General features: G+C 54.9%; 7 protein-coding genes. 1 reads left to right on the plus strand and 6 read right to left on the minus strand.

Annotation, left to right across the window (positions count from 1 at the left end; all coding sequences use genetic code 11):
- Position 1: 1 nt before the first annotated feature.
- A complete protein-coding gene (locus XX99_RS03590) occupies positions 2–1,261 on the minus strand; it encodes a glycosyltransferase family 4 protein (protein WP_156185773.1) in 1,260 nt (419 codons plus the stop codon).
- Positions 1,262–1,531: 270 nt separating this feature from the next.
- Here XX99_RS03590 and XX99_RS03595 point away from each other — a divergent pair, with 270 nt between their 5' ends.
- On the plus strand, positions 1,532–7,165 hold the full coding sequence (locus tag XX99_RS03595) for a chitobiase/beta-hexosaminidase C-terminal domain-containing protein (protein ID WP_050057972.1): 5,634 nt from the start codon (positions 1,532–1,534) through the stop codon (positions 7,163–7,165).
- A 139-nt stretch (positions 7,166–7,304) separates the two neighbouring features.
- Here XX99_RS03595 and XX99_RS03600 read toward each other — a convergent pair whose 3' ends face one another.
- From XX99_RS03600 to XX99_RS03620, 5 genes are all read right to left on the minus strand, one after another.
- Entirely contained in the window at positions 7,305–8,366 is a 1,062-nt protein-coding gene (locus XX99_RS03600) for a glycosyltransferase family protein (RefSeq protein WP_050057973.1), read from the minus strand.
- Between the two features lies 1 nt (position 8,367).
- Positions 8,368–9,483 carry an acyltransferase family protein gene (locus XX99_RS03605; protein ID WP_050057974.1) on the minus strand — a complete coding sequence of 372 codons (1,116 nt, stop codon included), beginning with the start codon at positions 9,481–9,483 and terminating at the stop codon, positions 8,368–8,370.
- Positions 9,480–10,748: a glycosyltransferase family 4 protein gene (locus XX99_RS28285; protein ID WP_082125207.1), complete on the minus strand. Its 1,269-nt coding sequence runs from the start codon at positions 10,746–10,748 to the stop codon at positions 9,480–9,482. Before XX99_RS28285 ends, XX99_RS03605 begins: the two co-directional genes overlap by 4 nt.
- A gap of 122 nt (positions 10,749–10,870) precedes the next feature.
- Positions 10,871–11,575 carry a glycosyltransferase family 25 protein gene (locus XX99_RS03615; protein WP_050058103.1) on the minus strand — a complete coding sequence of 235 codons (705 nt, stop codon included), beginning with the start codon at positions 11,573–11,575 and terminating at the stop codon, positions 10,871–10,873.
- Between the two features lie 609 nt (positions 11,576–12,184).
- Positions 12,185–13,546 carry a hypothetical protein gene (locus XX99_RS03620; protein ID WP_050057976.1) on the minus strand — a complete coding sequence of 454 codons (1,362 nt, stop codon included), beginning with the start codon at positions 13,544–13,546 and terminating at the stop codon, positions 12,185–12,187.
- Positions 13,547–13,566 lie beyond the last annotated feature (20 nt).

Genomic DNA, 13,566 nt, shown 5'->3' on the forward strand with positions numbered 1-13,566 from the left:
GTCAGGCATTCCTCTCAGCCAGGCACTTCTGGAAGGTCACAGCTAATTTTTCAATATTTGTATGTAAATTGTAACAGTTTTTGACCTTTTTTCGCGCCGCGGCGCCAAGTTTGCGGCGTAGTTCGCTAGACTGGAGAAGACGCTCGAGAGCGTTGGCGAGCGCATCGTCAGACGAGGCCGGAACTAAAATTCCTTCCACCTCATTCTCTATCAATTCAGGAATACCAGCGATCTGGGTACTGACGCAGGGTATCTCCATGGCCATAGCTTCCATCAGGGCAACGGGCACTCCTTCGGCGAAGCTGGGGAGGGCGAAGATGTCCGCGGAGGCAAGCCTGGAGCGGGTTTGATCGTGATTGAGGGCTCCCAGGAAAGTTACCGACTCATGCATCCGCTGCTCGGCGACGAACTGCTCGAGTAGTTTGCGGTCAGCGCCATCACCAATGAATGTGAGATGAACGGAGTGTCCCTTTTCCAATAATTTTTTGAAAGCCAACAGTAGAATCAGCTGTCCCTTCGCTGGAGTCAGCCGCCCTACTGAAAAAATCTCGAGCGTGCTGCGAGTGGCTTGAGGTGCAGGCTGAAACTGCTCCGTATCTACACCTAACGGCACGACGTGCAAATTTTTCCATTGCGGAGGCGGACAATATTTCATAACCTGACTACGGCAGAAGTTACTGATGCAGAAGATAAACTTCGCGTCCCGAAACTTCTTCGCCAAATAGAATTCCTCCACGTCATAAAACTCTTCGGGCCCATGAATGGTGAGTGAATAGGAGAACCGCCAGGCATGCGCAGCCAAGAAGCCTACCGTGGCCACCGGGCCGCCAAAATGCACATGCAGGTGATCCAGTTTGGATCGCTTCATCCACGCACCGAGCAGTAGAGCTTCGATCAAGTAAAGAAAGTGAAAGAAGTGCCGATAGAGATCCCACGTGCCTAACTTGATTGCCGCGATAATTCCTCGCAGGCAGACGTCAGGGTGTAGGAAGAGCACCGCAAACAACGTGCTGACAATTTCCCAATAGTTGACACTCTTTACGTAATAAGTGCTACGAGCTTCTTCTGCTTCCCCAGCAGTGAGCTGACTAAGAGGCCGGTCGGGTGAATTGATCGAGCAAGTTCTAATTTGGAAACCCAATTGCTTCAGGCCAAGTACTTCCTTCAAGAAGAAGGTGTGCGAGATCGCCGGATATTGGCTTAGAACATAAGCAATCCGTCGCTTTCCTGTATTTTCGTCTGCTTGGGTAATACGATTCACGCTTTCAGCCTTAGGAATTATTTTCACGCACGTAGGTAATGTTGACCAAAGGGGAATGTTTCGTTATCAAAGCTAAAGAGAACGATGATTGTTAAGAACGTTAATCTTCGGAAACAAAAAAGAGAAGGCTAGACCTTCCGACTCAAACAGCAGTTCCAGATTCAAGAAGCCTCCCCATTCAGATCTACAGCAGTTACATTTTCGACTACTAAACAATTGATTGACTATTTCCTCCTGCGCACAAACCAAGGAGTGTTTTCGATGAGGCATATGCAGAAATTTTCGGGACGGCGTCTAGTAGCCATTGTCTTTGTTTTCGTTTCGGTTGCATACAGTTTTTTGCCCGCCAGCGGCCAAACTGCAAGCACTCCAACCTCGATCAACGTGACCAGCCAGGTGCAACAGCCGGCCGTGACCAAGTTTGGAATCAACCTTGAAGACCAGGCTTATTGGGATTCTTCGCAGATCATGAAGAACCTGGCATTCATCAATCCCGGCTTCGAGCCGATGTCGTACCGCAGCATCCTGAAATGCGTGAGCGTTTCGGCGAACACATGCACCGATGTGAATATCTATAACCCGGAGACCGCCAATTACTGGAAGGGCGGAACGTACCGCGTGATCTCAGGCGCGGCCTCGGGAACGACAGGATCGATTGTCAGCAGCACGGCGGGAAATCTGAATGTAGGCCCCGGCGTCTCTGTGACCTTTGACAAAAGCGTGAACATGGCGGTCGGCGATTACGTGATCGCTGAGAATAGCTTCCCTGGAAACGGCGACAACGGCTGGTGGATCTATCCCAATGGTGGCGGATCGGTCAGCAGCGAAACCACTGACCTCTCTCCCAACACTGCAGGAACCCAGGCCTTGAGTCTCAATGCTTCAGGCGCAGGCCAGTCGGTGTCCGCAGTGAGCGCATGGGACACACTGAACGGTTTTTCATTCATCCAGATGAATGGAACTTATCAGATGACGTTTCGTGCGAAAGGAACCGGCGGCACAAACCAGTTGAATGCCAGCGTCTATCGTCTGGAAAATGGAGAGGCAGGATATCTCAACACCACGTTGACACTGACTCCGACATGGCAGGACTACACGCTCACCTTCACTGCGAATGAGACAGGCTCCTCTGTCGGCCATATCCAGGCCAGCCTCAGCGTCTCCGGCGCTTCCGCGGAGATTGACGACGTCAGCGTGATGAAGGTCAACACCGACCCGACCAATACGACGGTCTTCCGTGACGAGGTTGTCAACACTCTCAAGGCGCTGCAGCCGGGCACGATTCGCATGTACGGCGGTTCTTCCATCGGTTCGAATCTTTATGACGAGATCGCGCCGATGACGGCTCGCTATCCCGAAGGCGTCATCACCAGCCAGAGTTCAGTTTCACAGGTTTCCTTCGGCATCACTGATTTCCTGCAACTCTGCCAGCTGGTCGGAGCCGATCCCTGGATTACGATTCCGACCGCAACCACGCCACAGGAAATTACGGACTTCATGGACTATCTCACCGGAGATGGTTCGACGAAGTACAGCGCAATTCGCGTCGCCGCTGGACAGACCGCTCCCTGGACAACAGTCTTTAAGAAGATTCACCTGGAACTCGGGAACGAAACATGGAACGGCATGTTCCTGGGCGACAACATGAGCTACCCGGCATATCCGCTGTGGGCGAATCAAGTATTCGGAGCAGCTCGGCAGGCTCCCAATTATGAAGCCAGCAAGTTTGACCTGGTGCTGAGCGGCTTCGCTGCGTCACCGGGATACACCCAGGGCGTACTTCAATCCAGCACACAGCACGATTCGATCGATATCGCGCCTTACCTGATGTTCAGCGCCAACAACGATACGATTCCGAATCTCTTCAATTCACTCTTTGCTGAACCCGAGATGTTCGACGCCCCGGGCGGTGAAGTCTACCAGAACGTGACCGTTGCCAAGCAGACAATGACATCGGCCTCCGGTGCTTCTAAGCCCACCGGGATCAATGTATATGAAGTGAACCTGAGCACGCAGAGCGGCTCGATCACGCAGAGCCAGTTGAACCAGTTTGAAACTTCGCTTGGAGCAGGACTCACGTTGACCGATCACCTGTTGCAGATGATGCGTGACGGAGTGAGTGTCCAAAACGTCTTCGGTCTCACCGGCTACGAACAAGGGACAACCACCGGAAATACCGTCTACCTGTTCGGCACGGTGGTTGATATGGGCGGCCCAACGAATCGCCGCCGTCCGTCGTTCATCACAGAACAGATGGCAAACGCCGCGATCCAGGGAGACATGCTCGCAACCCAGCAGGCGGGAGCCAATCCCACCTGGAACGAGCCTTTAAGCAGCGATGGCGTGCAGTACAACGGCGCTCACTATATTCAGTCCTTTGCATTCTTAAATGGACAGAGCCATAGCCTGATTCTTTTCAACTTGAATCAAACCACGGCACTGCCGGTTACCTTTACCGGACCGAATGCCCCGACTGGCACCGTCGAAGTCACATTGTTGAATTCGACTAACGTCACCGATTCGAACGAAACGTCGGATGTGGTCGAGCCGACCACCAATAGCCTGAGCAGCTTCAACCCTGCCACACCCTACTCGCTTCCTGCGCACTCCATGACGGTGCTTACCTGGAGTGCTACAGGCACCGAAACCGCTGTATCGGCGCAGGCGGCTACTCCTGTGATCAGTGTCCCCAGCGGCACTTATCCCACGGCGCAAACCGTAAGCATCTCCGAGGCGTCTGTGGGAGCAGTCGTTTATTACACCACGGACGGATCGACTCCCACGTCGTCTTCTAACGTCTACTCCGCGCCCATCACGGTCAGCTCGGCAGAGACTCTTAACGCGATTGCCATGGCTGAGAACCTCACGGCCAGTTCGGTGGCGAGCGCTAACTACGCTATCAGCGCCACTCTGCCGGCTCCGGTTATCACGCCCGTATCCGGCACTTATGCAAACGCACAGACCGTCACCATTACTTCAACTCCGGGTGGGACGATCTATTACACAACGGACGGTTCAACACCCACTACGTCATCCGCGAAGTACACCACTCCGCTGACCGTTAGTTCATCCGGAACGGTAAGCGCCCTCGAGACAGTGCCCGGATACGCGAATGCTGCCGTGGTGAGCACCAATTATGTGATCGTGCCCGGAAATACTGTCGTCAACTTTGCCAACGGCTTTACGCAAGGTGGCGTCACCCTCAACGGAGGTGCAACGCTTGCCGGCACCGCCCTGCAAGTGACGGATGGCGGGACCTCGGAAGCTCGCAGCGCCTGGTTCCCAACTCCCGTACCCGTGCAAAAGTTCATCGACGATTTCAAATTCCAGCTGTTAAATGCGAATGCGAACGGGATGACCTTTACCATTCAGAGCGGCGGCTCCACAGCATTGGGGCAGGTTGCTGCAGGCCTCGGGTACCAAGGGCTGGCCAAGAGCGTAGCCCTGAAGTTCGATCTCTTCAATGGATCGGGCGAGGGACCGGATTCCACCGGCGTGTACACCAACGGCGCTACGCCGACGGTGCCGGCGACCAACCTCACTCCTACGGGCGTCAACTTGCATAGCGGCGACGTGATGCAGGCGCACATCGTCTATGACGGCGCTAATCTGACCCTGACCCTGACCGATACTGTCACGCAAGCTCAGGCGGTCGAAACGTTTGCGGTAAACATCCCATCGATCGTTGGTAGCAATACCGCATACGTTGGCTTTACCGGTGCGACCGGCGGCGAGACAGCAACCCAGAACGTGCTGACTTGGACTCACTCGGATATCTCGGGGAGCACGCCGATCGCAGCAGCTCCTGCTTTCTCGGTGGCGAGTGGGCAATACACTTCGTCGCAGACCGTGTCGATTACGGACTCCACTCCTGGAGCGGTGATCTACTACACAACCAATGGCAGCGTTCCGACCTCTGCCTCTACGCGGTATAGCAGCGCAGTCACTGTCAGTTCCACGACGACATTGAACGCGATTGCGATCGCTTCCGGTTACACGAATAGCAGCGTATCCAATGCGGTTTACACGATTGAGACGGCCGCGGCGGCTCCTGTTGTTTCCATACCTGGTGGAACCTACACCACAAGCCAGACCGTATCTCTTGCAGATGCGACTCCGAATGCGGTGATTTACTACACCACCAACGGCAGCACGCCGACAACCGCTTCCACCAAGTACACGGGTTCGTTGACCATCGGCTCATCTACGACATTGGAAGCGATTGCCGTCGCCTCTGGATTTACGAACAGCGCCGTCAGCAGCGCGGTTTATACGATTCAGGCTGCGTCGACCTCGAGCTCCTCTCCTACCGGTTCTGCAACCATCAACTTTGCCGGCGGGTTTACCACCACAGGGCTCGTTTTCAACGGAGGCGCCAAGGTAGTGAGCGGCGCTCTTCAGCTCACCGACGGCGGATCGAACGAAGCTCGAAGCGTCTGGTCGTCGGCAACTGTGCCGGTGAATCAATTTTCAACGGATTTCAGCTTCCAGCAGCTGAACGCAACTGCAGACGGCTTTACATTCGCCATTCAGAACTCCGGGACAAGCGCACTTGGCTTGGAGGGAGGGAGCCTGGGCTACCAGGGTATCGCTAAGAGCGTTGCGGTCAAGTTCGATCTCTTCAATAACGCAGGTGAAGGGAGCGACTCCACGGGGATTTATGAAGATGGCGCGATCCCGATGGTCCCTGCCACCGACCTCTCGTCGACCGGAATTAACTTCCATAGCCAGGATGTGATCCACGCGCACATCAATTACGATGGCACGAACCTCACACTGACTTTGACCGACTTGACAACGAACGCTTCTGTCACCGAGACCTACCCGGTCAACATCCCGCAGATCGTAGGCGGCAACAGCGCCTATGTCGGATTCACTGCAGGAGCGGGCGGCATGAGCTCAACGCAGAATGTCCTGAACTGGACATACAATGCTGGGCAGTCCGTGTCGGCGCCTATCTTCAGTCCGAACGCGGGCACTTATGTCGCCGCTCAGGTGGTGACTATAACTGATGCCACCCCTGGAGCTGTGATCCATTACACGACGAATGGATCCACTCCGACGGCGTCGTCGCCGACTTACACCGCTCCAATCAATGTAAGTTCCACTGAGACGCTGCAGGCGATTGCCGTGCTCGGCGCATCAGCCGGGACCGCCGCCAACTCGCAAGCAGCAACAGCGGCTTCCGCTGCTACGGCAGCCGCCACCACAGCAGCCGCGACTCAAAGCACGCTGGTGAGCAGCAGTACGAGCGCCAGTTACATGATTGTTACCACGGCACCGCAGATCAACTACTCTGCAGGGTTCACCGCGAGCGGTATGCAGCTCAACGGTGGATCGAAGATAACAAGCGGCGTCTTGGGCCTCACCGATGGCAGCTCTTTCGAAGCTCGAAGCGCGTGGTATTCAGCGACGGTTCCCGTCAATGCATTCACCACTGACTTTGCTTTCTTGTTAACCAATCCCAACGCAGACGGTTTCACATTCGCAATTCAGAACAGTGGACTGAGTGCATTGGGTGGCGAGGGAGGAAGCCTGGGCTATCAGGGAATCGGAAAGAGTGTTGCCGTAAAGTTCGACCTTTACAACAATGGAGGAGAGGGTACGGACTCAACCGGCGTCTACTCGGACGGTGCCTCGCCGACGATTCCGGCAACCGACTTGTCATCCACCGGCATCAATCTGCACAGCGGCCATGTAATCAAAGCGCACTTGGCGTACAACGGAACGACGCTGTCCGTCACGCTGACTGACACCACGACCAACGCAACGGTAACGGAGCAGTACCCGATTAACATCCCCGCTACAGTTGGCGGAAACAGCGCCTATGTCGGCTTCACAGCCGGCAGCGGCGGCAACACTGCAGTGCAAACGATCCAAAGCTGGACGTACACAGCTCCGTAACCATCAAGAGCTGTTTTGTAACACGCTAGAAACTAACATGCGCGTTTTGCTTCTCTAACCCGAGAAACAAAACGTGCATTTTCTTTTGGACCTCTATCTTGAACCACGATTGCCGAACTCCAGCCTCGGCGACGAACGCCTACGCGGGAATCTCAATTCCGGCTTTGCGGAAAACTTCCAACGTGCTTGCCAGAACTGAGTCGTGAGAGCAGCAGGCATGTGCGAATGGCTCCGCGAGAGCAACACATCGCTCCCTTCGTGCAGGATCCGATGCCATTGCGCGCAATGACTCCGCCCATCCGGCGATATCTTTCGCTTGAACTTTCGGCGAGTCATAATTTGCGGGAAAGTAGTCCGCTATCCCCGACGACGCGGTCGCGACAATCGCCTTACGGCAGAACATCGCCAAAACTAATGTGATGTGTCCGCAAGAGGTCTCGTCGGTTTCGAGCGGCAAGGCCATGAACTGCGAATGCCGAAGGATATTCATCGCCTGATTCCATGGGATGTCGCAGAAGAGCTTCACATTTTTCGGCGGGACGACTCCGGCCAGGTTGTCTGGCTGCGCTACCACCACGAGGGTGAGCTCCGGTAGAGACTCCATCGCCCGGATCAGTGGCGGATAATCTCGCCCATCTTTGCCGAGCGCGCAGATGTACGAACCGCTCACGATCGGGGCCTCGTTGGGATCGGCCGGCTCGGGAGGCGCCACCCCCCATCTCACCAGGTCGAATCGCTCCAGCGGTATGCCAAAGTGATTGGCATATCGCGCTCTCTCCGGCTCGGAGTGAACAGTGAATCGGCGAACCTGTGAGAAGGCTTGCGTCATGATCCATCTGCGAGGTCCGGCCGGCAGTTCAGGAAAATGGAAGGAAAACGACAGCAGGGGCGCGCTTTGACCGAAGAGGCGCATTGCGATCGAAATCCAAAATGTGCTGATGCTGCTGTGGGCGGCGATGGCGACCGCTCGTTCACGCCTTGCGCTGCGAACGCACCGGACTGCTCCCATGATTCGGCTCAGCTTGGGGCGCTGGATCAGTCTTTCCAGAAAGGACCGAGGTTCTTCGGTGTGGAATTGCCATCGAGCCTTGCCGATTGTATCCGCGGCGAACCACTGCCAGCCTGAAGGGTTCGTGCTGTACACGCAGATAAGCGGAATCGGCTCTGAATTATCGAGATTGATATTTTCGGCAGCGTTCATCTTAGCGTTCGGCCGTCTGTAGTTCGGGCTTGCTGGGCAGCGACGTCCGGGAGTCTGCCACCTTCTTCATGAAGCGGCGAGACGGGTTCTCGATGGTTCGACGCACGATCTCCGCAAAACAACCTGAGATGACCAGCGCTGCAAGCGCGATGATCACATCATGTGGGATCAGGTAGAAGCGCAGAGTCGAAAGGATGAAGAGGTGGCTCAGGTACATCGTGTAAGACACAACTCCCAGCCAGCGCAGCGGAGGCCAGGTAAGCCATCGCGTCTGCCATCCTCCGGGCATCGCGGCTACATAATAAAAAATAGGCAGCAGAGCGACACCTTGAAGCGTGTAGCGAAGCGTTTCTCGATAGTGCGGTTCGCGAATGATGATACTCAGGGCGAGTAATAGCAGGCCTCCGAACGCGAAGAACCCTTTGTTCCGATCGAGGATCGCAACTTTATCGCCGCACCAGGGATTTGCCCCGATGGCCAGGACAGAACCCCACAATATGGAGTCGAAGCGTGCGTCGGTGGCAGAGTATGTCCAGGACAGCGAGGGGCTGTCCAAGGGGGTGTGGAAGAAGAAGACGAGAACGAACCTCCACACCAGCGCTGCTCCGCATGCGGAGAGAAAGATCGCGACAGTCTTCCGCTTCGAGAGCGACCGTCTCAGAATGAGCAGATAGATGAAGGGAAACAGCAGATAGAAGTGTTCTTCGATCATCAGCGACCAGACAACCTCAAGACCGGAAGGTAAAGCCCAGGCTATGAGATGGGTAAGTTCGGCGTAATTGAAGAAATAGAATAAGACCGAAGTTATTCCCAGCCATGTGGTCTGGTGGGAGGGAATCGAGAAATGGTCGAAGAGGCAGGTAATGATCAGGACAAGATAGAGAGGGGGGAGGATTCGGAAACAGCGGCGCAGATAGAAATTGCGGAGAGAGATATGTCCGGTTTCCGACCACTCCGCGCGCATGAGGCTCGTGATCAGGTAGCCGCTCAAAAAAAAGAATATGGTGACTCCCAATCCTCCCGGAACAAAGTCGCCAAGACCCGCATGTGCAACAAAGACCAATCCGAATGCGCAGGCCCGCAATCCGTCCAGAGGCGGAAGGTATTTAAGCTTCATACTGAAGTCGTTGCCTGAGTCAGTGAAGGTTCTCTCTCGGGAATTTCCGAGATGCGATCGTAGACCGATGTCCAGTTACGAATTACGCCGGACCACAAATAGCCATCATCTATCGCCCGCTTGCGGCCGGCAATCGACATCTCTTCCGCGAGCTCACCATTCTCGGCTAACAGGTCCATGGCTTTCGCAAGTTCGGTGACGACGTGCTCCTCGCTGATTGGCTCGATGAGGATACCTGTCTCCGGCGTGACCAGCAGCGAAGGGCCTCCCCAGTTCAAGGCAATTACAGGAAGTCCCTGGACCATCGCCTCCTGGACGACAATGCCATTGGCTTCGGCAAGGCTGGGGAAGACGAAGGCGCGATACTGACGCAGCGTCTCAGCGACTTTGCTGTGATCGGGAATCCATTCGATGAAGTGAACGCGATTCTGCAGGTTCAATTCTGCTGTCAGAGCCTTCAGGCCCTCCAGCGCAGGCCCGCGCCCGATAATGTCGAATTCGATGGGATTTTTGGTCTTCGTCAGTGCCTTGATGACCAGGTCCGTGCCCTTATGCCTGACTAAGCGGCCATTCTGAAAGAAGCGGAAATTCTTTCCCGCATGCGTAATGCGGGAATTGGCGTAGAGGCGGTCCATGACTCCGCTATCGATGGAGTCGACGAGCTGCTCGTCGCGGCAGCCGCACATGCGCAGTGATTCGTAGGTCCGCTCGCCGCCGGCGACCAGCAGAGCATCCGCATGCTGTTTCCCGGTAATCGTGTGGCGATGGAGAAACTGCAGGATAGGGTGCAGCCAGCGGCGCATGCGATAGGAAGAGGATTCGCGCGTACGAAACGCGGGCGGATAGTGAATGTTGCCGTTGATCGGTCCAATGACCACGCGCGCTCCACGAGCGCGAAAATACGGCAACACCGGCGAGACGGGTGAGTTGAAGTGAATGATCGCGCCGGGATATTCCTTTAATTTCTTTTCTGCGAGCCGTGTAGCTTTCCAGAGAAAGATCGGATTCAGAAATACACCCAACGGGCCCATGCGATTGAGAAACCGTTCGAGCTTCGTGTCTTTCAGGTAGGACACGCTCATGTCTGGATATTTTTCATCCAGCTCACGCTTGACTCGATCGTGAGTGACCTGGTGAACCTGAATTCCCTGGCGCTGAAGCTCCAGATAGATCTGCAGCGCCTTGATCGCCTCTCCCCCCATTTGTTCCGACACATTGGGCGATACCAGGATGACAGAAAGTTGGTTTTGTTTTGTTGAGCTCATAGTTTGGCCTCACAGGGGAGTTCGGCAGAGAAGTATCCCTGAATCGGCAATTCTCTAGATTTTTTTACTTTTGCAGGTTCTTTTGAGCAAAAGGTCTTTCTTTACAACTTCAGCCGGACGGCTCACCGGATAAGCCTTATGTCGCGCGCTAGACCGGCAATGAAGCGCAATACCGGCAGGCGGTCGAACCAGCGATTCGGGTAGATATCGCTGCGCGAACTGCGCTGGCCGCCCAGTGATGGAGCGGCAATGAGAGTGGTGACGGCGTGGCGTGCCCGGAACATGGAGTAGGCGCCATCGACATGCATCGGTCCGCCGTCGTCGCTGCCGACCGGCCGTGTCAGGCAGCTCTGCAGATAATCGTGTAACGGCAATAACACGCGCTTGTTCAACGCGTAAAAATGGGTGCAGTGCACGGGAACATCCGTCGCCAGCCACTGCGGTGCTGCCAGGTCGCCGGGGATTGCCTCAACGTGACCGAGGTAGGCGAAATCCCAATTGCTATCGAGCAGCTGCTCGGCCAACGCGGGTTGTTGTTTGTGAACGGCGGATTCGAGTCGAAGATCGTCTTCCACTACCAGCAAGCGCTCTACGCCATCCCGCAAGGCCTCTTCAATCACGCCGAGATGGCTCATGAAGCATCCGCGAGCGCCAATACTTGGGAAACCGCCTGCGTCCTCCGGGCGAACCGCTGCGAAGATCTGGAAGCGGGGATCGTTCTCGTCGATACCCACGCTCGCCAACTCACCCAATACATGCCGCCGACGATCGTTGCGCTCGACTAAATTAATCACGACGATACGCTCGAACACGTCGAACAGACTCATGGCCGATCCTTTGCTGGAGTAGTCGTTCACTGGTTTGTCAGCCGTTGAAAACATAGTCCCGACTCTCAGCAAAGAAATTTAAGTATTTGCTTTCTAATGTGTTTTGCGATGACTTCCGGCCCACTGAGCAGAGAACGGGGTTGGGCTGCCGCAAGTACATCTCATGAGATACGCTTTTCGTGTTTATGGCAATGGCGCACAGGGGGGATGGCGCGGGTGGATAGAACGAACTTAGCGGGTGCGCTGGAAACATAATATGAGGCCGGAATCTGTTCCGGGAGCTGGACGCATCTCGATCGATCTTCCTATGCATCTTCGTCATCTCGGATCTGCCAGATCAGGCTGATAGCGGGAAAATTTGGCCCATTCCATCTCTCTATGGCAAGCGCTGTACTCTTTTGCGCCAGCCTCGTCGTACTTGATTGCAAGAGGAGAATCGCTCAAGTATAGAGTCATCCTCCGGCAATCGGCCAGAAATTGATATTGAACGCCCTCTTCGTTTTTCATCTCCGAAACAGAGCGCAATCAACACCTGGAGCGGATCGAACAATCTTCAAAAACTTTGCCGGGAGCGAGACTGTCTGTATATGCAAATCTTCGCTGGCTACCTCATGCGAAGACGCGCTTGAAACGGAATTGCCTGATGTCAGAGAATACCCAGCCGGGGGGCAGAGGCGTTGGTTGCAGGGACTGAATCCAGCCGAAGATCAACCACAGAAGCACCGTTGTTTGTCCAATCGTAAAGACGGTGTTGAGCGAAGCAAGCAGGCCCGCCAACGCGCCGGCCAAACAGAAATAAAAACATGTGTCTATCGGATTTAAGCTGGCCCTCACGGCGCGATAGATCCCGATAGCCGCTTCGACGATCATGATCATGAAAAGCCAGTATCCGATTTTGCCCTGGCTGACTCTCAGCAGGAGATATTCGTTGTCGATCGAATCGAGGCCGGGGACCTTAGGCCAGTTGCTCATTCCCCATCCCAGCAAGCCGCCCTTTTCGGCAATCACTTCATATTGCGCGAAGGCCTTCTGCCGGTAGATTGCGGTGCTTTGAGCCTCGCTCACCGAATCTTCGGATACACCTTCACTGACCGTTGTGTATTGTTTGGCCCACTGCCTGACAGCACCGTATCCGACCAGAAACAGAAGGAGCGTGAGAGAAACTGCGAGAGCTAAATTTTTCGCTCTGCCTATCCGGGCGATGGGTAGGCCGAATACTATTCCCAGCCACGGGCCGCGCGAAAGCGTCATCGCCGATCCAAGTACAAGTCCCAGCAGCGTCCAGGTAGAAGAACGGAGTTTGAGAAGACTCCGTTCGGGTGGAAATCTAAACTTGGCTACAAACCTCAGCCAAAATCCCAGGAAAATGCAGATGAGAAAGATATTCCCCGCATTCTCAGGGCCTGGCAGCGATCCTTGGATGCGCGTGAACCCATACCGCATCTGAAAATACCAGCCGGGAAAGCCTCGAAACAGGTGCGTGGAAACCATATGGAAGATGTTTTTTCCGGTGGCGAATTCCAGAGTGGAGAACACGCCGACAATCGAGACAAGAAGAACGAGGCGGCGCGCAAACCGTTCGCGAAAGCCTGGCTCTTCGAGAAGCATTTTCCCGAGTACGTACGGAAAGAAGTAATCCGAAATGAAGCCTGCAAATGAAAAGATGCCGTTGCCCGGAAATCCGCTATTTAGATATTCGGAATAGGACGCTTCCGCACAGAATGCGAGCAACCAGAGATCGGTGCGTCGAAAGCGCCACAAGTAGGGCCGTGACAGGAAAAGCCAGAAAACAATCGGATAGAGCGCGAGTGCCTGAAGTGAAGTCGGAGGCAAATGTGCAATCAGAAGGGAATAGCTGCTGGAAATCAGCAGCAAGACCGGCAAATAGACGTTCAGCACGGCCGCTTCAACCGAATAGCGCCAGATCACAAAAATGGTCACGAGACAGATGACCAGCGCCTGCAGATTCATTCAGATCCCCTGGGGTGGAG

It is taken from the genome of Silvibacterium bohemicum, assembly GCF_001006305.1.
Taxonomy (GTDB): Bacteria; Acidobacteriota; Terriglobia; order Terriglobales; family Acidobacteriaceae; genus Silvibacterium; species Silvibacterium bohemicum.

Excerpts from the sequence above, each read along its gene's own strand:
- XX99_RS03595 (WP_050057972.1), top strand. The coding sequence starts at position 1,532 with ATGCAGAAATTTTCGGGACGGCGTCTAGTAGCCATTGTCTTTGTTTTC.
- XX99_RS03600 (WP_050057973.1), bottom strand. The coding sequence starts at position 8,366 with ATGAACGCTGCCGAAAATATCAATCTCGATAATTCAGAGCCGATTCCG.
- XX99_RS03605 (WP_050057974.1), bottom strand. The coding sequence starts at position 9,483 with ATGAAGCTTAAATACCTTCCGCCTCTGGACGGATTGCGGGCCTGCGCA.
- XX99_RS28285 (WP_082125207.1), bottom strand. The coding sequence starts at position 10,748 with ATGAGCTCAACAAAACAAAACCAACTTTCTGTCATCCTGGTATCGCCC.
- XX99_RS03615 (WP_050058103.1), bottom strand. The coding sequence starts at position 11,575 with ATGAGTCTGTTCGACGTGTTCGAGCGTATCGTCGTGATTAATTTAGTC.
- XX99_RS03620 (WP_050057976.1), bottom strand. The coding sequence starts at position 13,546 with ATGAATCTGCAGGCGCTGGTCATCTGTCTCGTGACCATTTTTGTGATC.